This is a genomic window from Micromonospora sp. D93, assembly GCF_018070365.1.
Lineage (GTDB): Bacteria > Actinomycetota > Actinomycetes > Mycobacteriales > Micromonosporaceae > Micromonospora > Micromonospora ureilytica.
In genome coordinates this window covers 65,382-90,156 of the sequence record NZ_JAGPXW010000019.1, presented here as the reverse complement: position 1 = coordinate 90,156, position 24,775 = coordinate 65,382, and the positions used below count along the sequence as shown (strand labels likewise).

Genomic DNA, 24,775 nt, shown 5'->3' with positions numbered 1-24,775 from the left:
GCTCAGCCGTCGCGCTTGGTGGTCCAGCGGAACGTGGTCAGGCAGAGCACCAGGCCGATCACGCACCACAGGCCGAGCACCAGCGCCACCCGGCCCAGCTCGAACGACCCGCCCGGCTCCTGGGCGCCGAAGCTCTCCGGCAGGAAGACCGCCCGCAGCCCCTGGCACATCCACTTGAGCGGGAACAGCGCCGCCACCTGCTGCATCCAGGTGGGCAGGTCGGTGAAGACGAAGAACACCCCGGAGATGAACTGGAGCACCAGAGCGACGGGGGTGACCACCGCCGAGCCGCTGCGGGCGCTGCGGGCCAGCGACGAGATGGCGATGCCGCCCAGGGTGCAGGCGGTCACCCCGAGCACGGCGACCCAGCCGAAGGTGAACCACTTCCCGGCGGTGCCGGGCAGGTCGAGGTCGAACAGCGCCACCGCGACGGCCAGCAGCAGCGCCGTCTCGGCGATGCCGATCACCACCACCATGAGCACCTTGCCGGCGAACCAGACCCACTTCGGCATGGGCGTGCCCCGGTAGCGCTTGAGCACCCCCCGGTCCCGCTCGACCGGGATCCAGATGCCCAGGTTCTGGAAGCTCACAGTCATCAGGCCGGTCGCGATCATGCCGGTGATGAAGTACTGCGTGAACTTGACCCCGCCGCCGATCGTGCCGTGGAAGATCGACGCGAAGATCACGATCATGATGATCGGGAAGCCCATCGTGAAGACCACCGACTCCCTGCTGCGCAGGAACTGGGTGATCTCCAGCCGGCCCTGGCGCAGGGCGAGGGCACCGGCACCCGGCCGTCGGCCGCGGGCCGCGGCCACTGGCGTGGCCGGCTTCGTCGTGGTCGTCATCGCGCGTGTCCGATCATGGTGAGGTAGACGTCCTCCAGGGTCGGCCGGGTCACCGTGAGCCCGGGGGCCTCGCCGCCGTAGCGCGCGGCGAGGTCGGCCACGAAGGCCGTCGGGGTCGCGGTTTGCGCAAGCTCCAACAGCCCGTCCGGGGTACGCCAGGAGACCGTCGCGAGGGACTCCTGTCGATTGCCCAGCCGGTCGGGTGCGGCGACCTCGACCAGTCGACCGCCGGCGATCACGCCGACCCGGTCGGCGAGGGCCTCGGCCTCGTCCAGGTAGTGGGTGGTGAGCACGATTGTGGTGCCGGCCGCGGCGAGGTCGCGGATCAGCTCCCAGAACTCGCGGCGGGCCTCCGGGTCGAAGCCGGTGGTCGGCTCATCGAGGAAGAGCAGCTCGGGACGGCCGATGATGCCCAGGGCCACGTCCAGGCGGCGCTTCTGCCCGCCGGAGAGGGTGTGCGTCCGGGCCTTCGCCTTGCCGGCCAGCCCGACCCGCTCGATCACCTTGTCCGGGTCGTCGGCGTCGGGGTAGAAGCCGGAGAAGTGCCGGACCACCTCGGCCACTGTCAGCTCGTCGAACTCGCCGGTGCCCTGGAGCACGATGCCCACCCGGCACCGCCACCCTGCGTCGGCATGGGCCGGGTCGGCGCCGAGCACGGAGACCTCGCCGGCGTCGCGGCGGCGGTAGCCCTCCAGGATCTCCACGGTGGTGGTCTTGCCGGCGCCGTTCGGGCCGAGCAACGCGAACACCTCGCCACGGTGGACGTCGAGGTCCACGCCCGCCACCGCGACGTTGTCGCCGTACGCCTTGCGTAACCCCCGGACGGAGATGGCCAGCTCGTCTTCCATGACGTCCAGTGTGCGCCCTGGCCAAGGGCCACGCTGCCCCGGGTGTGGCGGTCAGCGCCACTGCGCGTACTTGACACCCGGACGTCCGCGACATGGACCTGTGTGGTTTTCCACAGCTCCTTTTACTGAACGGTAACTTAGACTCCGGCCATGGATGAGACGGCATTCCCGGGGCGGCTGCCCGAGCGGGACCGCCCGTGGGTGATGCGCACCTACGCCGGCCACTCGTCGGCCGCGGCGACCAACGCCCTCTTCCGCCGCAACCTGGCGAAGGGGCAGACCGGCCTCTCGGTCGCCTTCGACCTGCCCACCCAGACCGGGTACGACCCGGATCACGAACTCGCCTCCGGCGAGGTCGGTCGGGTCGGTGTGCCGGTGGCCCACCTCGGCGACATGCGGACGCTCTTCGACGGTCTCCCGCTCGCCGACACGAACACCTCGATGACCATCAACGCCCCGGCGATGTGGCTGCTCGCCCTGTACGGCACCGTCGGGCTGGAGCAGGGCGCCGACCTGACCCGCTGCGCCGGCACCACCCAGAACGACATCATCAAGGAGTACCTGTCCCGGGGCACCTACATCTTTCCGCCGGCGGCATCGCTGCGGCTCACCGCCGACGTGGTGGCGTACACGCTGCGCGAGATGCCCCGGTGGAACCCGGTCAACATCTGCTCGTACCACCTCCAGGAGGCCGGCGCGACGCCCGTGCAGGAGGTCGGCTTCGCGCTGGCCACCGCCGTCGCCGTGCTCGACGCGGTCCGGGACTCCGGTCAGGTGCCGGCCGAGCGGATGGGCGACGTGGTCCAGCGGATCTCGTTCTTCGTCAACGCCGGGGTGCGCTTCGTCGAGGAGATCGCCAAGATGCGCGCGTTCGGTGTGCTCTGGGACGAGATCACCCGGGACCGGTACGGGGTCACCGACGCCAGGCAACGGCGGTTCCGCTACGGAGTGCAGGTCAACTCGCTCGGCCTCACCGAGGCGCAGCCGGAGAACAACATCCAGCGCATCGTGCTGGAGATGCTCGGCGTGACGATGTCCCGCGACGCCCGCGCCCGCGCGGTCCAACTGCCCGCCTGGAACGAGGCGCTCGGCCTGCCCCGCCCCTGGGACCAGCAGTGGTCGCTGCGGATGCAGCAGGTCCTGGCGTACGAGTCGGATCTGCTCGAATATCCCGACCTCTTCGCCGGGTCGCACGTGATGACGGCGCTCGTCGACGAGGTCGTCACCGGGGCGCGGGTCGAGCTGGACAAGGTGCTGGAGTTGGGCGGTGTCGTCGCCGCGGTGGAGACCGGCTACCTCAAGAGCGCGCTTGTCGCGTCGCTGGCAGAACGCCGCCGGCGAATGGAGTCCGGTGCCGACGTGGTGGTCGGCGTCAACAGGTACACCGAGACCGAATCCTCCCCGCTGACCGCCGCCGGCGCGGGCGCTGTCGAGCAGGTCGATCCCGCTGTCGAGGCGGCCGCCGTGGACGGCGTACACCTGTGGCGGGCTGATCGGGACGCGACCGTCGTCGACGCGGCGCTGGCCCGGCTGCGCGCGGACGCCGCGACCACCACCAACCTGATGCCAGCCACCCTTGAGTGCGTGCGGGCCGGGGTGACCACCGGCGAGTGGGCCGGCGCGCTGCGCCAGGTCTTCGGCGAGTACCGGGCACCTACCGGCCTTGCCGGTGCCACCGGCGGCGGTGCTGAGCCGGGCCTCGCGGCGGTCCGCGAGCGGGTCGCCGCCACGGCGCGGGAGCTGGGCAGCGGCCGGCTGCGGCTGCTGGTCGGCAAACCCGGCCTGGACGGGCACTCGAACGGCGCGGAGCAGATCGCGGTACGCGCCCGCGACGCCGGCTTCGAGGTGGTCTACCAGGGCATCCGGTTGACGGCGGGGCAGATCGTCGCGGCCGCCGTGGAGGAGGACGTCGACCTGGTCGGGCTGTCAGTGCTCTCCGGGTCGCACCTGGCCGCCGTGCCAGCGGTGCTCGACGGGCTGCGCGCCGCCGGCCGGGCGGACCTGCCGGTGGTCGTGGGCGGCATCATCCCGGCCAGTGACGCGGACACGCTCCGGGCGGCCGGCGTCGCCCGGGTCTTCACCCCGAGGGACTTCGCCCTCACCGGCATCATCGACGACCTGGTGACGGTGATCCGTCGCGCCAACGACCTGCCCTGATCAGCTGTCGCCCCGGCTGGTCAGCGGCCGGCGTAGGTCATGCAGTCGGCCATGTCGTTGTCCGGGCCGACCCGGATGGACGCCGCGTGGCACTCCAACTGCTCGTTGTGCCGGCAGTCGGAGCGCTGGCAGGCACCCACCTGCGCGATCATGCTCTCCGCACCGCCCCGGACGGGCGACTCGACGAAGGTGTGGCAGTGGGCGTGATCCATGCTGCCGATCGTGATGGCGAAGGCGTGGCAGTCACCCGACTGGTTGTACGCGCACGCGGCGACCACACATTCCTGGACTCGGGGCATCTCCAACGCTGCGGTCATGCCGACCTCCTCTAGGCTCTTGCCCCGATACTAGGCTTTTGTCGGCCGACAAAAGCCCGGTACGGCGAGCCCGCCCGCCCATCAGACGCGGAAGCCGGCGGCGCGGGCCGCCTCTCGTTCGCGGCGTCGTTCGGATCGGCGACGGAAGAACCAGAAGGTGAAGAACGCCAGGCCGACCAGGACGACGAGCACCAGCACCGGCAGGATGATCGCCACCAGGGAGACCACCACGCTCGTGGCGTCCTCGGCGGTGCTGGCGACCGGGGCGCCGAAACCGGCGGTGGTCGCGTTGATCACCGGGCGGGCCGCGGACTTGAGCAGGTGCACGCCCAACGCCAGCAGCACGCCGGTGACGACAGGCACCCACTGGTGGGACGAGAAGAAGCTCCCCGGGTCGCTGACCGTCACGGTCTCCGACGAGGAGCCGGCGCCGAAGGCCAGGCCGCCGGCGGTGGGCCGGACCACTGTCTGCACCACGTCGTTGATGTGGTCGACCACTGGCACCTTGTCGGCCACCATCTCGACGGCGAGCAGCAGGGCCATGATGGCGATGACCCAGCCGTTGCCGAGCCAGGTCCAGCCGCTGGGCAGGTCGATCAGGTCGGTGTAACGACCGAGCAGACCGAGGATGAGCAGGGGTATGTAGGCGTTCAGCCCCGCCGAGGCGGCGAGACCGGTGCCGGTGAGGACTTCGAACACGGTCTCAGCATCGCATCGACGCGCCAGTGCCGCTCGCTGGCGACCGGTGGGTGCTCGGCTACCCTCGTCGGGTGCGGTTGGTCATTGCGAAGTGCTCGGTGGACTATCTCGGACGGCTCTCGGCTCACCTGCCGCTGGCCACCAGGTTGCTGATGGTGAAGGCGGACGGGTCGGTGTCTATTCACGCCGACGACCGGGCGTACAAGCCGTTGAACTGGATGAGCCCGCCGTGTCGGTTGGAGGAGGCCCCCGGTGTGTGGCGGGTCGTCAACAAGGCTGGCGAGGAGCTGCGGATCACCCTGGAGGAGATCTTCCAGGACACCTCGTACGAGTTGGGTGTGGATCCGGGCCTGCGCAAGGACGGGGTGGAGGCGCACCTGCAGGAGTTGCTGGCCGCCAACCCGGGTGCCCTGGGCGAGGGGTTCACGCTGGTGCGCCGCGAGTACATGACGGCGATCGGCCCGGTCGACCTGCTGTGCCGGGACGCCAACTCGGGCTCGGTCGCCGTCGAGGTCAAGCGGCGTGGCGACATCGACGGCGTGGAGCAGTTGACCCGCTATCTCGAGTTGATGAACCGTGACCCGCTGCTCAGCCCGGTCGTCGGGGTCTTCGCCGCCCAGGAGATCAAGCCGCAGGCCCGGGTGCTCGCCACCGACCGGGGCATCCGGTGTGTGGTCGTGGACTACGACAGGTTGCGCGGCATCGTGAAGGACGAGCTGACCCTCTTCTGATCGCCGCGCTAGCCGGTGCGCACCGCGATCAGTGACTTCGGCAGCCCGAACACCCGCTCCACCAGCATGGACGAGTCGGGGAAGTAGTGGCGCATCTGCGAGCGGTCCAACAGCTCGGTCCAGAGCACCTGGTGGATGGCGGCGGCATGGCTGCGGGTGGGCTTGTGCCCCAACGGCCAGCGTTGGGCGAACGCGGTGCGCAGTCGCACCGGCAGGAACTGCATCCCCGGCGCGATCCAGTGTGGCTCGATGGGGAAGTAGCGGTAGGGCGTCTGCACCCAGTGTCGGTCGGCCAGTGAGCGGGCGGCAGCGGCGAAGCGGATCCGGCGTTCGTGCCCGCCCACATGCTCCAGCACCGAGTTCGAGAAGACCAGGTCGTAGGTGCCCCTGGTCAGGTGCGGAGGCAGGTCGCAGGCGTCGGCCTGCTCGACGTGGGCCCACTCGGGGACGACGGAGGGCGGCTGCTCCAGGTTGACGACTGTCACGCGGGCCGGTCGGACGGTGGCGCGGTGCCAGGTGCCGAGCCGGCCGCCGAGGTCGACCACGTGCATGTCACCGATGTCGGGGAAGGTGCGCGCCAGCCAGTCCGAGCGGTGCCGACGCCGCCGGGCGGCCCACGACTGCTCACTGTCGACAAGGCGGTAGCGCAATCGATTGGGGCCCATTTAACGCAATGTACCGCCGCGACCACAACGTATAAACATGTGGATACGCCGATCCTTCTCGATGATCGGTTATCCGACACTCACCTTCCGTACATCGCCTTGATCGCCTTGACGAGCCGGGCCACGTCGGTGGGGGTGCGGTCGAAGGTCATCGACGGCAGCAGCGACCGGGCGCGACGTCGGGTGATTGCCTTGGACCGGCCGAACTCACGCAGGCCGTCCTCTCCGTGGATCCGACCGAAGCCGGAGTCGCCGACACCGCCGAACGGGAGGGTGGACATGCCGGCGAAGGTCAGCGTGGAGTTGATCGAGGCCATCCCGGAGCGCAGTCGCCGGGCGATGGCCACCGCGCGCCGCCGGCCGAAGACCGAACCCCCGAGGCCGTACGACAGGGCGTTGGCGCGGGTGACGGCCTCGTCGGCGTCGCGGACCCGGTTGATGGTCAGCGTGGGGCCGAAGGTCTCCTCGCGGACGGCGGCCGACTCCTCCGGGACGTCCACCAGCACGGTGGGGTGGACGTACGGCGGCTGCACGGCGCTCGGGCCACCGAGCGCGGCGCGCCCACCGGACGTGATCGCGGCGTCGATGTGCCGGCGGATCACGTCGATCTGCTGGGGCATGGTGATCGGCCCGATGTCGGTGCCCTCCGGCCCGACCGTCAGCCGACCGGCGCGAGCCACCACCTTGTCGACGAAGGTGTCGAAAACGGCGTCGACGGCGTACACCCGCTCGATGCCGATGCAGGTCTGGCCCGCGTTGGTCATGCCGCCCCAGACGCACGCCTCGGCGGCCGCGTCCAGGTCGGCGTCGCTGTCGACGATCATGGCGTCCTTGCCGCCGCCCTCGATGAGCACCGGGGTCAGCGTCTCGGCGCAGGCGGCCATCACCTTGCGGGCGGTGGCGGTGGAGCCGGTGAAGGCCAGCTTGTCGACCCCGGAGCGGCACAGCGCCGCGCCCACGTCACCCAGCCCGTGCACGGCGGTGAACACCGGTTGCTCGGGCACCACCTCGGCGAAGCTGTCCACCAGCCACTGGCCGACGGCGGGCGTGTACTCGCTCGGCTTGAGCACCACGCCGTTCCCAGCGGCGAGGGCGTACGCGGCGGAGCCGATCGGCGTGAAGACCGGATAGTTCCACGGCCCGATCACGCCGACCACCCCGTACGGCTGGTATTCGAGGTGCGCGGAGAACTCGGCGAGGATGAGCCGGGACCGCACCCGGCGTGGGCCGAGCACACGGCCGGCGTTGCGGGCGGCCCAGTCGATGTGCTCGATCGCGGTGACGATCTCGACGATGGCGTCGGCGACCGGCTTCCCGCCCTCGACGTGCACCAACTCGGCCAACTGCTCGATGCGCTTGGCGAGCAGGGCACGCCACCGCAGCATCCGCTGGCGGCGGCCGGTGAAGCCCAGACCGGCCCACCACTCGCCGGCGGCGCGGGCGCGAGCGACGGCCTGCCGCACGTCGGCCTCGCTTGCGACCGGCAGTCGACCGGCCTCGGCGCCGGTCGCCGGGCTGGTGGAAACCAACTGACCCGCGTCGATGACCGGAACGCCCGGGATATGCACTGCCGTCATGGCGGAAGTCTAGACCCGAGGATTACTCGCCGGTAGGGTCCCCGATTCGAGGCGGGGGGACCGGCGTCGCACCTACCCGACCGATCGTTGATCAGTGCAGGTCAGGGCGTTGGTGACCGATACGGCCCGCCCGAATCGTCGAACGGCAGGTGGCCGGGAGGTGACGAGAGGCTGACCGGCCGGTCGGTACTGACGACTACCGTCTGATGGCAAGCTGACGCGCGGAGTGACGGTGTGGGGTGGAGGGCTGACTGTCCATGGAGGAACATCCGGAACTGATGCCGCTGTTGACGGTCGCGGGTGGACCGATGCGCGGCGCGAGTTTTCGCATGCGGGGCGAACCACAGGTGATCGGCCGCGCGCCGACAGGTCAGGTGGTCATCAACGACCCGCACCTGAGCCGTCGCCACGCCGAGGTGTGGCTGGCGCCGGAGGGCCCGTCCCTGCGGGACCTGGGGTCCACCAACGGCACCTGGCTCAACGACCGGCGGATCACCGAGGTGGAACGACTCTCCGACGGTGACGTGATCCGGCTGGGCCGTACCGAGCTGCGCCTGTTCGACCCCGGGGTGGCGCTCACCGATCCGGTCGGGCTGAGCTTCGGCCCGTCCCGGCGTGACGTCCGACCGACGCTGCCGCTACCGCTGGCCGCGCCGCCGGCCACGCGTCGCTGATCGCCTGGCGGTCGGCCACACCGGGCAGCTCCGTTGGGTGGCGGTCCGACACCTGGACCGACGGGGACACCCGTGGCAGCATGCCGCGGATGGACACCGAGCAGCGGACCGTGACGGCGAACGGCATCACCCAGGCGGTACGGGTGGCCGGCCCGCCGGACGGCACGCCGGTGCTGCTGATCCACGGCAACTGCTCGTCCGCGCTGTTCTGGGAGCCGCTGGTCCGGCGTCTGCCGCCGACGCTGCGGGTGGTCGCCCCCGACCTGCGGGGGTACGGCGACTCCGCGACGGCCCCGGTGGACGCCACCCGGGGCCTGCGGGACTTCGCCGACGACGTGGCCGCCCTCCTGGACGACCCGACGCTCTTCGACGCCGACGCGCGCCCGGTGGTGGTCGGGCACTCCCTCGGCGGCGGCGTCGCGATGCGCCTGCTGGTCGACCATCCGCACCGGGTGGGAGCGTTGCTGCTCGCCGCACCGGTCTCCCCGTACGGCTTCGGCGGCACCCGCGACCTGACCGGCACGCCGACCACAGCCGACTTCGCCGGCACCGGCGCCGGCACGGCGAACCCGGACTTCGTCGCCCGACTCGCGGCCGGCGACCGGAGCGCGGACGCGCCGGCCAGCCCGCGCGCCGTGTTGCGCGCCACCTATGTGGCCGATCCCGCCTCGCTGGGCGCGGACGAGGATCTGCTGCTGGACACCGTGCTCTCCACAGCTACCGGGGACGACAACTACCCGGGCACGGCGGTGCCGTCGGAGAACTGGCCGGGCACCGCGCCGGGGGAGCGCGGGGTGCTCAACGCGCTCGCGCCGACCTGGTTCCGGCTCGCCGACGAGCTGGTGGCCGTCGCCGAGAAACCGCCGGTCACCTGGGTACGCGGTGACGTCGACGTCATCGTCTCGGACACCTCGCTCTTCGACCTGGCGTACCTGGGTTCGCTGGATCTCGTGCCCGGCTGGCCCGGCGCGGACGCCTGCCCACCGCAACCGATGGTCGGCCAGACCCGGGCCGTGCTCGACCGGTACGCGGCGGCCGGCGGCGCGTACCACGAGGTGGTCCTGCCCGGCTGCGGTCACAGCCCGCACCTGGAGCGCCCGGCGGAGTTCGTCGCGGAGCTGCTGGCCCTGACCAGCCTGCCGGCCGCCGGATAGGCGGTCCAGGTGTCGGCCGCGCTGCGGCCCGGCTGCGCCGTGGGTGAAATATGCCACGGCGTCTCGACAACTCACCGTCAGGTGGCAGACTCGCGCGCATAACCTTAGCGGCCGTTCAGTGGCCGTGCGGAGTCTCTGGGGAGGCCGGTCGTGGCGCGCGAGTTCAGCACCGTTGGCGTGGTGGGGCTGGGCACCATGGGTGCCGGCATCGTCGAGGTCTTCGCCCGCAACGGCATCGACGTGGTGGCCGTGGAGATCTCCGCGCCGGCGCTGGAACGTGGCCGGGCCACCCTGAAGGGTTCCACCGACCGGGCGGTCGCCAAGGGCAAGCTCGCCGAGGCGGACCGCGACGCCCTGCACGAGCGGGTGCACTTCGCTGTCGGCCTGGACGCGTTGCACTCCGTCGACCTGGTCATCGAGGCGGTGCCCGAGCACCTGGACCTCAAGCAGCGGATCTTCGCGGAGCTGGACCGGGTCTGCCGACCGGAGACGATCCTCGCCACCAACACCTCGTCGCTGAGCGTCACCGAGATCTCGGTGGCCACCAGCCGCCCCAACCAGGTCATCGGCATCCACTTCTTCAACCCGGCACCGGTGATGAAGCTGGTCGAGGTGGTCCGCACGGTCGTCACCGCACCCGAGGTGGTCGCCGACGTCGAAGCGCTCTGCGCGCGGCTCGGCAAGGTCGACGTCACCATCAACGACCGGGCCGGCTTCATCGCCAACGCGCTGCTCTTCGGCTACCTCAACCACGCGGTCGGCATGTTCGAGTCGCACTACGCGACCCGGGAGGACATCGACGCCGCCATGAAGCTCGGCTGCGGTCTCCCGATGGGCCCGCTGGCGTTGATGGACCTGATCGGCCTGGACACCGCGTACGAGATCCTGGACACCATGTACCGGCGCGGCGGGCGGGACCGCCGGCACGCACCGGTGCCGCTGCTCAAGCAGATGGTGACGGCGGGGCTGCTCGGCCGGAAGTCCGGCCGGGGTTTCTACACCTACGAGCGGCCCGGCTCCCCGGTGGTCGTACCCGATGAGGCGACGCCGCTGGCCACGGAGTCGGCGCTCGCCGACGGCGCGCGCGCCATCACCAAGGTTGGCATTGTCGGCTCGGGGACGATGGCCACCGGGATCATCGAGGTCTTCGCGAAGGCCGGCTACGAGGTCGTCTCGGTGACCCGCGGGATGGAGAAGTCCGCGAAGGTCTGCGAGGCGGTGAAGACGTCGCTGAACAAGGGCGTGGTGCGCGGCAAGCTCGCCGAGGCCGACCGGGACGCCGCCCTGGGCCGGATCAGCTGGTCGGCCACGCTCGACCACCTCGCCGACGTCGACCTCGTGGTCGAGGCGGTGGTCGAGGAGTTGAGCGTCAAGAAGGCCCTCTTCGCGAGCCTCGACGAGATCTGCAAGCCGGGCGTCGTGCTGGCCACCACCACCTCGTCGCTGCCGGTGATCGACGTGGCGATGGCCACCCACCGACCGGCCGACGTGGTGGGACTGCACTTCTTCAACCCGGCGCCGGTCATGCCGCTGGTCGAGGTGGTTCGGACCATCCGCACCTCGCCGGAGACCACCGCCACCGCCCGCGCCGTCTGCGCCGCGCTCGGCAAGACAGGTGTGGTCTGCGGCGACCGGTCCGGCTTCATCGTCAACGCGCTGCTCTTCCCGTACCTGAACGACGCGGTGAAGATGCTGGAGGCCAGCTACTCGACGGCCGACGACATCGACCACGCCATGAAGCTCGGCTGCGGCTACCCGATGGGCCCGTTCGAGCTGCTCGACGTGGTCGGGCTGGACGTCGCGCTGGCCATCCAGCGCGAGCTGTACCTGGAACTGCGCGAGCCGGGCTTCGCGCCCGCGCCGCTGCTGGAGCACCTGGTCACCGCCGGCTACCTGGGCCGCAAGACCCGCCGCGGCTTCCGCGACCACTCGCACCGCTGACCGGGTCAACGCCTGCGGGTCCTGACCGCGTCTGCAGTATGTGACCTTCGAGGAGTACGTCGGCAGCCGCGGCCCGGCCCTCGTTCGGCTCGCCCGGCTGCTGACCGGTGACGAGCACCTCACCCCAGGACGAGCACTGAGACCGGCCCGCGACCTGGTGACCGCCCCGGACGGCCTCGTCGGCCGGACGTACGCTTGGTGACTGTGAGCCCCCGTCGCAATCGCCCTCGCCGGGACGAGAACGCCAACCTGGACGCCGACCGGGTCCGGCAGGGCGTCGCCTCGGTGCAGCAGTGGACCGACGGTGCCTGGCAGGTACGCGGCATCGGCGCGGGCGCGTCGGTCAAGACGTACCGCTGCCCCGGTTGTAACCAGGAGATCCCGCCCGGGGTGGCGCACCTGGTGGCCTGGCCGGCGGACGGCCTGGGTGACCTGACCGACCGGCGGCACTGGCACAGCGGCTGCTGGCGGGCCCGGGAGCGGCGCGGCCCGGCGGTGCAGCGCGGCCGGGGCGCCCCGCGCTACTGAGCTACCCGCCCGGGGCGCTCAGTGCCTGCCTTAGCGACCTGGGTCACCCTGTTCGTGCCTGGGCGGGCGGTGGCGGCGACTTCGCGACAGACTTGGGCGGTGAGCACAGCGATCCGCGCGTCGTCGATCCTGCCCGGCCGCCGGGAGGACATCGAGCTGCACACCGCCGACGGTCTACGGCTGGTCGGTGAGCTGGCCCTGCCGGCCGACCGGCCGCCGGTGGCCACCCTGGTCTGCCTGCACCCGCTGCCCACCCACGGCGGAATGATGGACAGCCACGTGTTCCGCAAGGCGGCCTGGCGGCTGCCTGCCCTGGCCGACCTCGCGGTGCTGCGGTTCAACACCCGGGGCACCAGCAGCGTGCGCGGCACCAGCGAGGGAGCCTTCGACGGCGCGGTGGGCGAGCGGTACGACGTGGCCGCCGCCATCGAGTACGCGGAGTTCGCCGAGCTACCCAACATCTGGCTCGTCGGCTGGTCGTTCGGCACCGACCTGGCACTGAAGTACGGCTGCGACCCCACGATCGCCGGGGCCATCCTGCTCTCCCCGCCGCTGCGTTTCTCCGCCCCTGACGACCTGGCCACCTGGGCCAACTCGGGTCGGCCGCTGGTGGCGCTCGTGCCGGAGTTCGACGACTACCTGCGCCCGACCGAGGCGCGGGAGCGGTTCGCCGCCGTGCCACAGGCCGAGGTGGTCGGGGTGGCGGGCGCCAAGCACCTCTGGGTGGGCGACGCGGAGACGGTGCTCGACGAGATCGTCCGACGGGTCAACCCGGCCGTCGAGGTGCCGCTGCCGACGACCTGGGACGGGCCGATGGAGGCCGGCGACGTCAGCGCGTACGCCGACCGGACGGTGGCCGCCTTCGCCGACACGCCCGTCCCCGGCCCGGCCGCCAGCAAGGCGGACTGACCCGCCTGTCCCCGCCGGGCCGCTGGTCAGGCCGGCCAACGTTCAGCGGCGCTCCTGGCGGGGCAACACCACCTCGCGCAGGATCAGTTGCAGCGCAGCCACCGTGGGGATGGCGATGAGCGCGCCCACCACACCCAGCAGCGCCACCCCGAGCAGCGCGGCCAGCAGCGCGGCCACCTCGTTGACCTCCACCGAGCGCCGCATCACCTTCGGGTAGATGAGGTAGTTCTCCACCTGCTGGTAGATGAGGAAGAAGACCGCGCAGGCGATGCCGGTGGGCAGGTCGGCGGCGAAGCCGACCAGGCTCAGGATCACCGCGCCCAGGGTGGCGCCGATCTGCGGGATCAGGTCGGTCACCGCGACCACCACGGCCAGCGCGAACGGGTACGGCAGGTCGACGATCAGCGCGAACACGAAGGTGGTCGCACCGGCCAGCACCGCGATGCTCAGCGCGCCGACCATGTACGCGCCCACCTTGGCCAGTATCTCGTCGCCGATCAGCTGCACCCGGTGCCGCCGGGACCGGGGCACCAACGAGTACCCCAGCGAACGCAGCCGGTCGAAGTAGGCCAGGAAGTAGATCGTCAACACCAGCACGGTAAGCGTCCGGAACACCGTGCCGAAGATCAGTTGTGCGCCGCCCAGCACCCCGCCGAGCGCCCGTCCGACCGTCTCCGCGTTGGCCGCACCCTGCACCCGCTCCACCACGTCGTACCGTTCCACCAGGTCATTGACCGTCGGGTTGCGGCGCAACTCGTCGAGCAGGCTCGGGATCTGGTCGATGAACTGCCCCGACTGGGTGACGATCGGCGGGACCAGCGCCACCACGCCGCCGCAGAGCAGCAGCACCACCGTCAACGCGACAGTCGCCACCGCCAGGCCGTGCGGCACACCCCAGCGGCCCAGCCGGACCACCGCCGGGTTGAGGCCGACCGCGAGGAACAGCGCGATCACCACCAGCACGAGGATGCCGCCGGCATTGCGAATCCCCAGATAGAGGGTGTACGCCAGCAGCACGCCCAGCGCACCGGTGAAGCCGACCAGGAAGCTGCTGCGGCGCAGCGGCCGCCCCGGTGTGCCGAACTTTCCGGACGGGACCGCGGGCGGTTCATCCGGATCGATCCCCGGGGCGGGAACCGGCACCGGTGCTGGCGCTTCCGCCGGTGGCGTCTCTTCCGGTGCTCGCGTCTCCGCCGGCTGTGGGTTTTCCGCCGGTGGTGGGCCGGGGGTCACGTCCGGGTCGTCGCCGGACGGGCCGTGCTGTGGCACCAGGGACCTCCCGGCTCAGGCGCTCGGGCGACGGGCAACGGCCACGAACGCCCGCCACGCAGCAGGCGCGAACACCAGCACCGGACCGGTCGGGTCTCCGTTGCCGCTATGGCTGGATGTGCGCCAGAGCGCGCCGGTCAGGTCCATGAGGCCACAACTCTCTTCATCAGTTCGATCGACTGGCGGCGGGACAACGCACCGTTTTTGATCATCTCCCAGCGCCCCAGCAGAGTAGCCACCTCATGGTCGCCATCGACGACGAGACCGTCAATCTGGTGCTCCATGTGCCCCACCCAACCACCGTCGGCGCCTCGGGCCAGATTGAACGGCCGGAAAGGCCGACGTGTGGGCCCCGGCCTCTGCCCACCACCAGATCTTGGACAGTTTCCGTTAGGACCTAACGGAAACTGTCCAAGATCTGGTGGTGAGGCGGCGTTCAACGGCGAAAGCTGTTCGGATGCTGCCCGCCGATGACGCCGACGCACTCGACTGGCTCGCCTTCGAGCAGGCGGGGGTGCTGACGACCGCGCAGGTCGCCAGCCTGCTCAGTGAGGGGACGGTGCGAGGCCGGATTCGGTCCGGTCGGTGGCGGTCGATCTGTCGCGGGATTCTGCTGGCCGGCAACGGCCGACTCACCCGCGATCAACAGCTCTGGGTGGCGGTGCTGGCAGCCGGGCCGGGGGCGGTGCTGGCCGGGGTGTCGGCAGCCGCCGAAGCCGGGGTACGGGGACTGCGGCGCGAGCCGCTGCACGTGCTGGTGCCGGCAGCTCGCCGTGCCGCGCGGAGCACCCTGCGTCGACTTCCGATCGACATGCCCGCCGTCCTGGTCCACCGCACAACGGTCCTACCCGAGGCCCATCTTCAACGTGCCCGCCCGCCGCGCACCACGACGGCGCGGGCCTTGGTGGACGCTGCTGGCTGGGCGGCCGGCGTGGACGAGGCGCAGGCGGTGCTGGCCGCCGGCTGCCAGCAACGCCGGGTGCTGCCCGAGGAGTTGCGGGCGGTGCTCGACGTCCTCCCTCGGGCCGCCCGTCGGCAGCTGATCCTGCAGACCGTCAGCGACATCGCCGGCGGCGCACAGGCGCTCTCCGAGATCGACTTTGTGCGGCTGTGCCGTCGACACCGGTTGCCCGCCCCCGACCTCCAGGAGCACCGGGTCGACGCGGCCGGCCGGAACCGCTGGCTCGACGCGTACTGGCGGGAGTGGCGGGTGCAGGTGGAGATCGACGGCGCGCACCACATGGACGCCAAGCAGTGGGCGGCGGACATGCGCCGGCAGAATGACGTCTGGACCAGCGGCGACCGGATTCTGCGCTTCCCGGCCTGGCTGGTCCGCGCCCGCCCCGACGAGGTCGCCGAAACCGTCCGCCGCGCCCTCACCGCAGCCGGCTGGACCCCCACCCCGCCCGTTCGCCACCCCACGCAAAAGTGAATCTTGGACACTTTCCGTCAGCCGCTGACGAAAAGTGTCCAAGATCTCGAAGCCTGGACGGGCGGGTGCCCGTCACTCCTTCTCGATGGTGACCTTGCTGGGCTTGGCGCTGCGCTCGTCGGTGGTCGGCTTGGTGGGTCGCTTGCCGTTCTCACCGGTGCTAGTGATCTTGGTGGGCTTGGCGCCCCGGCCACCCTCGCCCGGAACGGCGGCCACGGTCGGCTCCCCGTCCACCCCGGCGCTCGCCGTCCCACCGTCCACGGTGGTCATCGGCTCGGCCACCGGCCGCGTCGTGGACTGCCCGGACTCCTCCGCGCCCGCGTTCACCGGCTGCCTGGTGTCGGCGGGGTCCGTCTTCAGCCCGGTGCCCGTACCCGACCCGGAGGCCGCGCCGGCGGCAACGCTCACGCCGTCGCCCCCACCATCGGGCCCGCCTCCGCTCGCGCCGTTCTCCGCGGCCGGCGGGGTCGGGCCGTCGATCGGGCCGTTCTCTGCGGCCGGCGCGGTCGGGCCGTCGATCGGGCCGGTGACACTCTGCAACCGCTGCTCGGACATCTGACGCTGGAACTCGTCGGACTCCTGCCGGGCCTTCCAGGTTTCCTGCCGCAGATCCGCGAGCTGCTGCTGGGCCTGGGCGATCTCCAGCATCACGTGGGCCAACTGCTGCCGGCCCGCCGCCGACTCCTGTTGGGTCGCCGCCAGGTGCTGCTGGGTGGTGGCCAGGTGCTGCTGCGTGGTGGCCGCGTACTCCTCGAACTGCCGCCGCGATGCCGCGACATGCTCGTCGGCCTTGCGGCGCTTGTCGCCGGCCTCAGTCTCGGCCCGGCTCAGCAGCTCCGCGGCCTCCGCCTCGGACCGCTGGCGCAGCGCTGCCGCATCCTGCTCGGCCGCCTGACGGACGCCGGCCGCGCCCTGCTCGATCTCGTTCTTGCGAGCGGTGTACTCGGTCTCCAGCTCGTTCTTCCGCGTGGAGTACTCGGTCTCCAGCTCGTCCCTGCGGCTCGTGAAGCCGCTCTCCAGCTCCTGCTGACGGCCGGCGAACCCGGCCTCCAGTTCCTGCTGGCGCGACGTGTGCTGCTTGTCCAACTCGTCGCGGCGCTTCGCGAACTCCCGCTCGGCGGTGGACTGTCGCTGCGCCAACTCCCGATCGGCCGCCTCCCGCCGGGAGTTGACCTCCTGCTCCACCCCGGCCCGCCACGCGCCCAGCTCCTGCTGGGTCTGCGCCCGGGTGTGCTGCACGTACGCCTCGGTCTCGGTGCGCATCCGCTGCACGTACGCCTCGGTGTCGGCGCGGCTGCGCTTCGTCGACTCGGTGGCCTGCGTCGTCAGCCGCTCGGCCTCCTGCTGCGCCTTGGCGCGAGTGGCCCGGCCGGCCATCGACGCGTCGTCGATGATCTGCTTGGCCTCCTGCTGCGCCTTGGCGTGGGTGGCCCGCCCGGCCTCGGTCGCGGTGTCGGTGAGCCGCTTGGCCTCCTGGAGGGCCTTGGCGTGCACCTCCTTGGCGGCATCGCGCAGATCGCTGGCCTCCTGCCGGGCGTGGGCCAACGTCTCGCGGGCCGTCTCGCGCAGCTTGGTGGCCTCCTGCTGGGCCCGGGTGTGGATCTCCTTGGCGGAGTCCCGTAGCTGGGTGGCCTCCTGCTGGGCCTTCGCCAGCGCGTCCTGCGCAGCCTTGCGCAACTGCGCCGACTCGTCCTTGGCCGAACGCAGGGTCGCCTCCGCCTCGGCCCGCCGGGCGGAGCTGTGCCGCTCCTCCTCCGCGCGTCGGGCGGCGAGGGCGATCTCGAAGTCCTTCAGAGCCCGCGCGGCCTGCTCGCGGGCCTCCTCGATGATGTGCTCGGCCGCGGCACGACGGGCCTCGATCTCACCGTTAGCGTCGGTGAGGATCTGCTCGGCCTGCTCCTCGGCGAGAGTGAGGATCGACTCGACCCGCGGGCCGAGATGCCGGAACGACGCCCGGTCGACCACGTTCATCTGCTTGCGCACCTGGGTCAGGTCGCGCTGGAGAACCTCGACCTGGCCGGCGAGCTTGTGGATCTGTGTGTACGCCTGTTCCCGTTCGGAGGCGAGGGTCGCGATCTCGTGCTCAGCACGCGCGACATAACGGTCGACCTGTTTCTTCTCGTACCCCCGCAGAGCGGACTCGAAGCTGGGCTCCGTCGTCACGTCCCCGCCGAGCGCGAACAGTTCCTCGCCGTGCGACATGCCCCCATCCTCACACGCAACGGGCCCTGCTGGGGCGATACGGACGGGCCTTGTGGGAGCTACTTCACTCTGTTGCGGTCGGCGGATACCACCGGTGAGGAAACGCATACGGCGCGAGGTGGCACCGGTTACCCGGTGTCACCTCGCGCCGTCGATGCCCCGACCTGACGCCTCGCGTCAGCCGGCGGTCTCCGCGGGCACCCGCTCCTGACCGCCCTCGGTCTTCTTCGCGTCCGGCTTGGCAGCCGGAGCGGCCTGCGCCGGCATTCCCGGAACGATGCCGGCGAGCCCGGAGAGCATCTGACCCAGCTGCGACGTGACCGCGTCCTTCTGCCGGGTGAGGTCATCGACCTCGCGGCGGGCGGCCTGCGTGGTCAGCTCGGCCTCGGTGCGAGCCTCGGTGAGCAGACGCTGCGACTCGGCCTTCGCCTCGTTGAGGGTCTTCTCCGAGTGGGCCTTGGCCTTGTCGACCGTCTCGGCGGCGTTGCGCTCCGACTCGACCCGCCGCGCCTCGGCGCGCTGCTCGATCTCCTTGGCCCGCTCCTGCGCGGCCCGGGCACGCTGCTCGGCCTCGCTGACCATCTTCTGGGTCTGCGAGACCTGGGCGGCGTGGCGCTCGGACTCCTCGCGCTCGGCCTTCTCCCGCCGCTCGGCCAGCTGAAGCTCCAGGGCCTGCAGGTCCTTGTCGCGCTTGTCCCGCGCATCGGTGAGCAGCTTGGTCGCCTCGGCGCGCTTCTCCTCAGCCTCCCGGGCTGCCTTCGCCCGCTGCTGGGTGATCTCCCGCTCGGCGGTGGCCCGGAGGGTGGCGACCTCCCGCTCGACAGTCGACTTCAGCTCGGCCACCTCGTGCGCGGTGACCGTACGCAGCTGCTTGGTCTCACGGTCGGCGTCGGCGCGCAGCGTGTCAGCCTCGCGGCGGGCCTGCACCCGGACCTCGGCGGCCTCGCGCTCGGCGGCCGTGCGCAGGTTGCCCGCCTCGCGCTCGGCGCTCGCCTTCATGGCCGCGGCCTCGGCACGGGCCTTGTCGGTGATCTCACGGGCCTCGAGGCGGGCGGCGGAGAGGATGCCCTCCGACTCGCGCTTGGCCTCGTTGCGGTGGTCGTTGGCCTGCTCCTCGGCGAGCCGGAGGATCTGCTCAACGCGAGTGCCGAGCCCGGAGAGGGTGGGCCGGCTGTTCTCTTCGAGCTGCTTGTTCGTGTCGGTGAGCTTCTGCTCCAGCGCACTCATGCGCTGCTCGGCCTGGCGGAGCCGACGCTGGGCGTCGTTCATCCGCTGCTCGGCCTCGGCACGGGCCTGCTCGGACTGGGTCAGCGCGGCGGTCATCCGGCCGAGGAAGTCGTCGACCTGATGGGTGTTGTATCCGCGCAGGCCAACGGTGAAATCTGGCTGCGAGTTCGCGTTATCGAAGAACGCGAGAGGGGAGGACTGCTGCTGGGGCATTGGGACATACTGGCAGACGCCCCAGGGTGCTTCGCAAGAGCGGTGGGAAGCTTTCGTGCCCTCTTTACATGGTCAACTCCCGCGATCGGCGAGGTTGGACCAATCGGCGATCTTGGCAGGTCCCGGCGGGTCGGACGACACGCAGCGTGACGCGGAAAAGGGCCCCGGGGTTACCCCGAGGCCCTTTGTTCGATCCGGGTGGGTTATCCGCTAATGGGGGCGGAAGAACAATGAGCGATCGGCGCAATGGTCATCCAGCGTTCCACCGTCCGGCCGGGACCCGCCCGGCGGTGCCGGTCAGTGCCGCCTGGGACCGGCGGTGCCGGTCAGTGCCCCCTGGGACCGGCGGTGCCGGTCAGTGACCCCGGAACCGGTTGATCGCGTCCTCGTGTCGGGCCCGCAACTCTCCGTCGCGTACGCCCAGCCCGTCGGTGGGTGCGAGGCAGCGCACGCCGACCTTGCCCTGGTGGGCGTTGCGGTGCACCTCGTACGCGGCTTGGCCGGTCTGCTCCAAGGGGTAGGTGCGGGACACCGTCGGGTGCACCTTGCCGAGCGCGACCAGGCGGTTGGCCTGCCACGCCTCGTGGTAGTTGGCGAAGTGGCTGCCGACGATCCGCTTGAGGTGCATCCACAGGTAGCGGTTGTCGTACTGGTGCTGGAAGCCGCTGGTGGAGGCGCAGGTGACGATGGTCCCGCCGCGCCGGGCCACGTAGACGCTGGCGCCGAAGGTTTCCTGACCCGGGTGCTCGAACACGATGTCCGGGTCCTCGCCGCTGGTCAGCTCACGGATCCGCTCGCCGAAGCGCCGCCACTCGTCCGGGTCCTGGGTCTCCTCGTCCTTCCAGAAGCGGAAGCCCTCGGCGGCCCGGTCGATGACCAGCTCCGCGCCCATCCGGCGGCACAGCTCGGCCTTCTCCGGTGAGGACACCACGCAGACCGGGATCGCCCCGCCGTTGAGCGCCATCTGCGTGGCGTACCCGCCGAGGCCGCCGGAGGCGCCCCAGATCAGCACCACGTCGCCCTGCTTCATGTTGGCGCCGTGGTGCGAGACGAGCTGCCGGTACGCGGTGGAGTTGACCAGCCCGGGGCTGGCCGCCTCCTCCCAGCTGAGGTGCCGCGGCTTGGGCATCAGCTGGTTGGCCTTGACCACGGCCAGCTCGGCCAGCCCGCCGAAGTTGGTCTCGAAACCCCAGATCCGCTGCTGCGGGTCGAGCATTGTGTCGTCGTGCCCGGCCGCGTCCTCCAACTCGACGGAGAGGCAGTGCGCGACCACCTCGTCGCCGGGCGCCCAGCGGGTCACCCCGGGGCCGGTGCGCAGCACCACGCCCGCCGCGTCCGAGCCGACCACGTGGTACGGCAGGTCGTGTCGGCGGGTCAGCTCGGAGACCCGGCCGTAGCGCTCCAGGAACCTGAAGGTGGGCAGCGGCTCGAAGATGCTGGTCCACACCGTGTTGTAGTTGATCGCGCTGGCCATCACCGCGACCAGTGCCTCGCCCGGCGCCAGCTCCGGCGTCGGCACCTCCTGCACGTGCAGGGCCTTGCGGGGGTCCTTGTCCCGGGTGGCCATGCCGTCGAACATCCGGGACTCCTCGGCGCGGACCACCACGCCCCGGTAGCTCTCCGGTACGGGCAGCCCGGCGAGGCCGGCGAGTTCGCGGTCCGGATCGTTCGATTCCTCCGCCGCCATGATCGCTTCGAGGATGTCCTGCACGGTGACCTCCGGTTCGTCCGCACCCCACGGGCCCGGGTGCTGCCATCGTCGGCGCCGGTGGGCACGACCGCCATGTCGGCATTCGACACATCCGGCACCGGTCGCGCTCCTGTGGGGCCGGACGTTACTGAACGGTAGCTAGGCCGGGAAGTCCTCTGTGAAAAACTGCATCCGCCGATGCGTGAAGGTGTCCGACCACCCCGCCAACCGCGCACTGACGTGCGCGGTTGGCGGTCAGTGGGGAGTGGGGGCGGGTTGGACCAACTCGATGAGGACGCCGCCGGCGTCCTTGGGGTGGACGAAGTTGATCCGGCTGTCCGCGGTGCCACGCCTCGGAGCGTCGTAGAGGAGGCGCACGCCGCGCTCGCGCAGCGCCGCGCAGGCCGCGTCGATGTCCACCACGGTGTACGCGACCTGCTGCACGCCCGGCCCGTTGCGGTCCAGGAACTTCGCGATCGTCGACTCCGGGGTGAGCGGGGCGAGCAACTGCACGCAGCCGCCCTCGGCGGTTGGCCCGACGGCCAGCATCGCTTCCCGAACGCCCTGCTCGACGTTGGTCTCGACGTGTACGCAGCGCATGCCGAACGTCCGCTGGTAGAAGTCGATCGCGGCGTCCAGGTCGGCCACGGCGATCCCGACGTGGTCAATCTTGCGAAGCCCGATGTCTGTGACGTAGTCCGCACCGGGCTCGACGGGGGAGTTCTCTGCCATGACGCTAGTCTGGCCGAACTATCGTTAAGGCTACAGCTCGGCACCCCCCTCGGAGGCAGGCATGGCTTCGGTGATCGTCAGCGGCGCGCGGACCCCGATGGGCCGGCTGCTGGGCAACCTCAAGGACCTCCCGGCCACGAAGCTCGGCGGGGTCGCCATCAAGGCGGCGCTGGAGCGGGCCGGCGTCAGCCCGGACCAGGTCCAGTACGTGATCATGGGGCAGGTGTTGCAGGCCGGCGCCGGTCAGATCCCCGCTCGGCAGGCGGCGGTCGAGGCCGGCGTGCCGATGTCCGTGCCGGCGCTGACCATCAACAAGGTCTGCCTCTCCGGCCTGGACGCGATCGCCCTGGCCGACCAGCTGATCCGCGCCGGCGAGTTCGACATCGTGGTGGCCGGCGGCATGGAGTCGATGACCAACGCCCCGCACCTGCTGATGGGCCAGCGCGCCGGCTACAAGTACGGCGACGTGGTGGTCAAGGACCACATGGCGCACGACGGGCTCAGCGACGCCTGGGACTGCTGCTCGATGGGCGAGTCGACCGAGCGGCTCGGCGCCAGGCACGGCATCTCCCGCGCGGAGCAGGACGCCTTCGCCGCCGCCAGCCACCAGCGGGCCGCCGCCGCGCAGAAGAACGGTCACTTCGCCGACGAGATCGCCCCGGTGGTCATCCCGCAGCGCAAGGGTGACCCGCTGGTGATCAGCGAGGACGAGGGCATTCGCCCGGACACCACAGTCGAGTCGCTGGCCAAGCTCCGCCCCGCCTTCGCCAAGGACGGCACCATCACCGCCGGCAGCTCCTCGCCGATCTCCGACGGCGCCGCCGCGGTGCTCGTGATGAGCAAGGCCAAGGCGAAGGAGCTGGGGCTGACCTGGCTGGCCGAGATCGGTGCGCACGGCAACGTGGCGGGCCCGGACAACTCCCTGCACTCGCAGCCGTCCAACGCCATCAACCACGCCCTGAAGAAGGGCGGACTGAGCGTGGCGGACCTGGACCTCATCGAGATCAACGAGGCGTTCGCGCAGGTCGGTGTCCAGTCCACCCGGGACCTGGGGGTCGACCCGGACAAGGTCAACGTCAACGGCGGCGCTATCGCGCTGGGGCACCCGATCGGGATGTCGGGCGCGCGTCTCGTACTCACCCTCGCCCTGGAGCTGAAGCGACGCGGCGGTGGCACCGGCGCGGCGGCGCTCTGTGGCGGCGGCGGCCAGGGCGACGCGCTGATCATCCACGTGCCGGGAAATGCCGCGGCCAGCCAGTGAGCGCGAGGAGCGAGCCGGTTTTGCGAGCCCCGCAGTCGCGAACAAAGATGACACAGTGAGCGAGGCTGAGCACGTTCCGGTTGCGGGCACCACGTCGGTGCGCCGCAGCCGGGACGTACCGCTGCTGGTCGAGCGGGCCCGCGCGGGCGACCCCCGTGCGGTGGCCCGCCTGATCACATTGGTGGAGAACGGTGACGCGCTGTTGCCGGCGGTCGCCGCGGCGCTGGCGCCGTACGCCGGGCAGGCCCAGGTGGTCGGGCTGACCGGTTCACCAGGGGTGGGCAAGTCGACCACCACGAACGAGCTGGTTCGCGCGCTGCGGGCGCAGGGGCACCGGGTCGGCGTGCTGGCGGTCGACCCGTCCAGCCCGTTCACCGGCGGGGCGATCCTCGGCGACCGGGTGCGGATGCAGGACCACGCCACCGATCCGGGTGTCTACATCCGGTCGATGTCCAGCCGGGGGCACCTCGGCGGGTTGGCCGCGGCGACGCCGCAGGCGGTCCGGGTGCTGGAGGGCGCCGGCTGCGACGTGGTGCTGGTGGAGACCGTCGGCGTCGGGCAGGCAGAGGTGGAGGTCGCCTCGTTGGCCGACACGACTCTGGTGCTGCTCGCGCCCGGGATGGGCGACGCGATCCAGGCGGTCAAGGCCGGCATCCTGGAGATCGCCGACGTGTTCGTGGTCAACAAGGCGGACCGGGACGGCGTCGACGCCACCGTCCGTGACATCCAGGGCATGATCGCTCTCGGTGAGCGCGGGCCGGGGCAGTGGCGCCCGCAGGTGGTCCGGTCGGTCGCCGCGCGCGGCGAGGGCATCGACGACATCGCCGCCGCCATCGACAAGCACCGCGGCTGGCTGGTCGAGCACGGCGAGCTACGCCGCCGGCAGGAAGCGCGGGCCGCCGCCGAGATCGAGGCGATCGCGCTCGGCACCCTCCGCGCCCGGATCGGCTCACTGCGCGACGGTACGGAGCTGACCACGCTCGCCACCAGGGTTGCCGAGGGTGCGACCGATCCGTACACGGCGGCTGACGAGTTGCTCGCCCAGCTCGCCCGCTGAACCGGCGACCCGCGCGTCCAATCGGCACCGTCCGGTGCGGACGCCGTCGCTCGTTCGGCCGGCCGGCGCGCGCCGCACGCCCGCAAGCGAAGGTCGCTCTGGTTTTAGTAGGCTCGCCGCGCGTGGCCGCAAGCGAGGCTTCCGCGAAGCGGGCTGACGAGCCGGTCGGTCCACAATGCGTCGGGACCAGGGGAGATGTGATCATGACGGACGCGGTGGAGAACGCCGGTGCGGTGCAGCCAGCGACGGGCGCGGCCCGGGGTGTCACGTCGGTCTCCGACGAGGTCGTGGAGAAGATCGCCGGCACGGCCGCTCGTGCCGTGCCCGGTGTCGCCGATCTCGGCGGCGATGTCTCCCGGTTCTTCAACAGCGTGCTGGACAAGATCGGCCTGGACGAGGTGGGCGACGCTCGGCGGGGCATCTCGGCCGACGTGAAGGGCGGCTCGGCCGTCATCAACGTGGTCCTGGTGATCGACGCCGGGCACGTCGTGGCCGACGTGACCGAGGCGGTGCGGGCCGCGGTGATCGAGGCAGTGGAGAAGTACGGCCTGACGGTCACCCAGGTCAACGTCACTGTGGACGACATCGAGCTGAACCAGCCAGGGCCGGCCGCCGGAGCCTGAGGCGTAGCGGCAAGGAGCAGG

General features: G+C 71.2%; 24 protein-coding genes and 1 pseudogene. 12 read left to right on the top strand and 13 right to left on the bottom strand.

Features of this window, described 5'->3' with window-relative positions; all coding sequences use genetic code 11:
• Positions 1 to 2: 2 nt before the first annotated feature.
• Together KBX71_RS21145 and KBX71_RS21140 are read right to left on the bottom strand one after the other, a co-directional pair.
• Complete coding sequence (locus tag KBX71_RS21145) at positions 3 to 848, bottom strand: ABC transporter permease (protein ID WP_210819714.1); 846 nt, start codon at positions 846 to 848, stop codon at positions 3 to 5.
• Complete coding sequence (locus KBX71_RS21140) at positions 845 to 1,696, bottom strand: ABC transporter ATP-binding protein (protein WP_210819713.1); 852 nt, start codon at positions 1,694 to 1,696, stop codon at positions 845 to 847. Before KBX71_RS21140 ends, KBX71_RS21145 begins: the two co-directional genes overlap by 4 nt.
• Before the next feature lie 150 nt (positions 1,697 to 1,846).
• On the opposite strand from KBX71_RS21140, the gene KBX71_RS21135 reads away from it, so the two are divergent.
• Positions 1,847 to 3,853, top strand: a complete 2,007-nt coding sequence (locus tag KBX71_RS21135) for a protein meaA (RefSeq protein WP_210819712.1) — start codon at positions 1,847 to 1,849, stop codon at positions 3,851 to 3,853.
• 20 nt (positions 3,854 to 3,873) lie between these two features.
• On the opposite strand, the gene KBX71_RS21130 is transcribed toward KBX71_RS21135, so the two are convergent.
• Positions 3,874 to 4,170, bottom strand: a complete 297-nt coding sequence (locus tag KBX71_RS21130; RefSeq protein WP_210819711.1) for a DUF1540 domain-containing protein — start codon at positions 4,168 to 4,170, stop codon at positions 3,874 to 3,876.
• 81 nt (positions 4,171 to 4,251) lie between these two features.
• Complete coding sequence (locus KBX71_RS21125) at positions 4,252 to 4,869, bottom strand: DUF4126 domain-containing protein (RefSeq protein WP_124821208.1); 618 nt, start codon at positions 4,867 to 4,869, stop codon at positions 4,252 to 4,254.
• Between the two features lie 71 nt (positions 4,870 to 4,940).
• On the opposite strand from KBX71_RS21125, the gene nucS reads away from it, so the two are divergent.
• On the top strand, positions 4,941 to 5,600 hold the full coding sequence (gene nucS / locus KBX71_RS21120; protein ID WP_210819710.1) for an endonuclease NucS: 660 nt from the start codon (positions 4,941 to 4,943) through the stop codon (positions 5,598 to 5,600).
• Between the two features lie 8 nt (positions 5,601 to 5,608).
• Here nucS and KBX71_RS21115 read toward each other — a convergent pair whose 3' ends face one another.
• Positions 5,609 to 6,265 carry a class I SAM-dependent methyltransferase gene (locus KBX71_RS21115; protein WP_210819709.1) on the bottom strand — a complete coding sequence of 219 codons (657 nt, stop codon included), beginning with the start codon at positions 6,263 to 6,265 and terminating at the stop codon, positions 5,609 to 5,611.
• Between the two features lie 80 nt (positions 6,266 to 6,345).
• Positions 6,346 to 7,842, bottom strand: a complete 1,497-nt coding sequence (locus KBX71_RS21110; RefSeq protein ID WP_210819708.1) for an aldehyde dehydrogenase family protein — start codon at positions 7,840 to 7,842, stop codon at positions 6,346 to 6,348.
• A gap of 257 nt (positions 7,843 to 8,099) precedes the next feature.
• Here KBX71_RS21110 and KBX71_RS21105 point away from each other — a divergent pair, with 257 nt between their 5' ends.
• The 6 genes and pseudogenes from KBX71_RS21105 (at position 8,100) to KBX71_RS21080 (ending at position 13,048) form a co-directional block, all read left to right on the top strand.
• Positions 8,100 to 8,516, top strand: a complete 417-nt coding sequence (locus KBX71_RS21105; protein WP_124821212.1) for an FHA domain-containing protein — start codon at positions 8,100 to 8,102, stop codon at positions 8,514 to 8,516.
• 80 nt (positions 8,517 to 8,596) lie between these two features.
• On the top strand, positions 8,597 to 9,670 hold the full coding sequence (locus tag KBX71_RS21100) for an alpha/beta fold hydrolase (RefSeq protein ID WP_374102622.1): 1,074 nt from the start codon (positions 8,597 to 8,599) through the stop codon (positions 9,668 to 9,670).
• Between the two features lie 150 nt (positions 9,671 to 9,820).
• A complete protein-coding gene (locus KBX71_RS21095; RefSeq protein WP_210819706.1) occupies positions 9,821 to 11,611 on the top strand; it encodes a 3-hydroxyacyl-CoA dehydrogenase family protein in 1,791 nt (596 codons plus the stop codon).
• 40 nt (positions 11,612 to 11,651) lie between these two features.
• Positions 11,652 to 11,729: pseudogene (locus KBX71_RS34630) on the top strand (SigE family RNA polymerase sigma factor); the annotation flags it as partial.
• A gap of 86 nt (positions 11,730 to 11,815) precedes the next feature.
• The gene (locus tag KBX71_RS21085; RefSeq protein WP_307847214.1) at positions 11,816 to 12,139 is read left to right on the top strand and encodes a hypothetical protein; all 324 of its coding nucleotides are present in this window, start codon (positions 11,816 to 11,818) and stop codon (positions 12,137 to 12,139) included.
• Positions 12,140 to 12,238: 99 nt separating this feature from the next.
• Entirely contained in the window at positions 12,239 to 13,048 is an 810-nt protein-coding gene (locus tag KBX71_RS21080) for an alpha/beta hydrolase (RefSeq protein ID WP_210819705.1), read from the top strand.
• 42 nt (positions 13,049 to 13,090) lie between these two features.
• Here KBX71_RS21080 and KBX71_RS21075 read toward each other — a convergent pair whose 3' ends face one another.
• From KBX71_RS21075 to KBX71_RS21065, 3 genes are read right to left on the bottom strand one after another with little or no spacing between them, the layout of a single operon-like run.
• The gene (locus KBX71_RS21075) at positions 13,091 to 14,317 is read right to left on the bottom strand and encodes an AI-2E family transporter (RefSeq protein ID WP_374102621.1); all 1,227 of its coding nucleotides are present in this window, start codon (positions 14,315 to 14,317) and stop codon (positions 13,091 to 13,093) included.
• 15 nt (positions 14,318 to 14,332) lie between these two features.
• The gene (locus tag KBX71_RS21070) at positions 14,333 to 14,464 is read right to left on the bottom strand and encodes a DUF397 domain-containing protein (RefSeq protein WP_210819704.1); all 132 of its coding nucleotides are present in this window, start codon (positions 14,462 to 14,464) and stop codon (positions 14,333 to 14,335) included.
• Complete coding sequence (locus KBX71_RS21065) at positions 14,455 to 14,601, bottom strand: hypothetical protein (RefSeq protein WP_210819703.1); 147 nt, start codon at positions 14,599 to 14,601, stop codon at positions 14,455 to 14,457. The genes KBX71_RS21070 and KBX71_RS21065 overlap by 10 nt, the downstream gene beginning before the upstream one ends.
• Before the next feature lie 173 nt (positions 14,602 to 14,774).
• Here KBX71_RS21065 and KBX71_RS21060 point away from each other — a divergent pair, with 173 nt between their 5' ends.
• A complete protein-coding gene (locus KBX71_RS21060; protein ID WP_210819702.1) occupies positions 14,775 to 15,749 on the top strand; it encodes a DUF559 domain-containing protein in 975 nt (324 codons plus the stop codon).
• A gap of 72 nt (positions 15,750 to 15,821) precedes the next feature.
• Here KBX71_RS21060 and KBX71_RS21055 read toward each other — a convergent pair whose 3' ends face one another.
• The 4 genes from KBX71_RS21055 to mce form a co-directional block, all read right to left on the bottom strand.
• Positions 15,822 to 17,951 carry a hypothetical protein gene (locus KBX71_RS21055; RefSeq protein ID WP_210819701.1) on the bottom strand — a complete coding sequence of 710 codons (2,130 nt, stop codon included), beginning with the start codon at positions 17,949 to 17,951 and terminating at the stop codon, positions 15,822 to 15,824.
• A 177-nt stretch (positions 17,952 to 18,128) separates the two neighbouring features.
• Positions 18,129 to 19,391 carry a DivIVA domain-containing protein gene (locus KBX71_RS21050; protein WP_196929763.1) on the bottom strand — a complete coding sequence of 421 codons (1,263 nt, stop codon included), beginning with the start codon at positions 19,389 to 19,391 and terminating at the stop codon, positions 18,129 to 18,131.
• Between the two features lie 355 nt (positions 19,392 to 19,746).
• Entirely contained in the window at positions 19,747 to 21,102 is a 1,356-nt protein-coding gene (gene ccrA / locus KBX71_RS21045; RefSeq protein WP_210819700.1) for a crotonyl-CoA carboxylase/reductase, read from the bottom strand.
• Between the two features lie 234 nt (positions 21,103 to 21,336).
• Positions 21,337 to 21,813 carry a methylmalonyl-CoA epimerase gene (gene mce / locus KBX71_RS21040; RefSeq protein WP_210819699.1) on the bottom strand — a complete coding sequence of 159 codons (477 nt, stop codon included), beginning with the start codon at positions 21,811 to 21,813 and terminating at the stop codon, positions 21,337 to 21,339.
• Positions 21,814 to 21,874: 61 nt separating this feature from the next.
• On the opposite strand from mce, the gene KBX71_RS21035 reads away from it, so the two are divergent.
• From KBX71_RS21035 to KBX71_RS21025, 3 genes are all read left to right on the top strand, one after another.
• Positions 21,875 to 23,074 (top strand): acetyl-CoA C-acetyltransferase, encoded by a 1,200-nt coding sequence (locus tag KBX71_RS21035; protein ID WP_210819698.1) that lies wholly within the window; start codon positions 21,875 to 21,877, stop codon positions 23,072 to 23,074.
• Positions 23,075 to 23,129: 55 nt separating this feature from the next.
• Positions 23,130 to 24,131, top strand: coding sequence for a methylmalonyl Co-A mutase-associated GTPase MeaB (meaB, locus tag KBX71_RS21030; RefSeq protein ID WP_210819697.1), 1,002 nt, complete (start codon positions 23,130 to 23,132; stop codon positions 24,129 to 24,131).
• A gap of 203 nt (positions 24,132 to 24,334) precedes the next feature.
• Positions 24,335 to 24,754, top strand: coding sequence for an Asp23/Gls24 family envelope stress response protein (locus tag KBX71_RS21025; protein WP_210819696.1), 420 nt, complete (start codon positions 24,335 to 24,337; stop codon positions 24,752 to 24,754).
• Positions 24,755 to 24,775: the final 21 nt, after the last annotated feature.

What these genes read in the sequence shown, in the direction of transcription:
- KBX71_RS21145 (WP_210819714.1), bottom strand. Translation starts at nt 848, where the DNA reads ATGACGACCACGACGAAGCCGGCCACGCCAGTGGCCGCGGCCCGCGGC.
- KBX71_RS21140 (WP_210819713.1), bottom strand. Translation starts at nt 1,696, where the DNA reads ATGGAAGACGAGCTGGCCATCTCCGTCCGGGGGTTACGCAAGGCGTAC.
- KBX71_RS21135 (WP_210819712.1), top strand. Translation starts at nt 1,847, where the DNA reads ATGGATGAGACGGCATTCCCGGGGCGGCTGCCCGAGCGGGACCGCCCG.
- KBX71_RS21130 (WP_210819711.1), bottom strand. Translation starts at nt 4,170, where the DNA reads ATGACCGCAGCGTTGGAGATGCCCCGAGTCCAGGAATGTGTGGTCGCC.
- KBX71_RS21115 (WP_210819709.1), bottom strand. Translation starts at nt 6,265, where the DNA reads ATGGGCCCCAATCGATTGCGCTACCGCCTTGTCGACAGTGAGCAGTCG.
- KBX71_RS21110 (WP_210819708.1), bottom strand. Translation starts at nt 7,842, where the DNA reads ATGACGGCAGTGCATATCCCGGGCGTTCCGGTCATCGACGCGGGTCAG.
- KBX71_RS21105 (WP_124821212.1), top strand. Translation starts at nt 8,100, where the DNA reads ATGGAGGAACATCCGGAACTGATGCCGCTGTTGACGGTCGCGGGTGGA.
- KBX71_RS21100 (WP_374102622.1), top strand. Translation starts at nt 8,597, where the DNA reads ATGCCGCGGATGGACACCGAGCAGCGGACCGTGACGGCGAACGGCATC.
- KBX71_RS21070 (WP_210819704.1), bottom strand. Translation starts at nt 14,464, where the DNA reads ATGGACCTGACCGGCGCGCTCTGGCGCACATCCAGCCATAGCGGCAAC.
- KBX71_RS21065 (WP_210819703.1), bottom strand. Translation starts at nt 14,601, where the DNA reads ATGGAGCACCAGATTGACGGTCTCGTCGTCGATGGCGACCATGAGGTG.
- KBX71_RS21060 (WP_210819702.1), top strand. Translation starts at nt 14,775, where the DNA reads ATGCTGCCCGCCGATGACGCCGACGCACTCGACTGGCTCGCCTTCGAG.
- KBX71_RS21055 (WP_210819701.1), bottom strand. Translation starts at nt 17,951, where the DNA reads ATGTCGCACGGCGAGGAACTGTTCGCGCTCGGCGGGGACGTGACGACG.
- KBX71_RS21050 (WP_196929763.1), bottom strand. Translation starts at nt 19,391, where the DNA reads ATGCCCCAGCAGCAGTCCTCCCCTCTCGCGTTCTTCGATAACGCGAAC.
- mce (WP_210819699.1), bottom strand. Translation starts at nt 21,813, where the DNA reads ATGGCAGAGAACTCCCCCGTCGAGCCCGGTGCGGACTACGTCACAGAC.
- KBX71_RS21035 (WP_210819698.1), top strand. Translation starts at nt 21,875, where the DNA reads ATGGCTTCGGTGATCGTCAGCGGCGCGCGGACCCCGATGGGCCGGCTG.
- KBX71_RS21025 (WP_210819696.1), top strand. Translation starts at nt 24,335, where the DNA reads ATGACGGACGCGGTGGAGAACGCCGGTGCGGTGCAGCCAGCGACGGGC.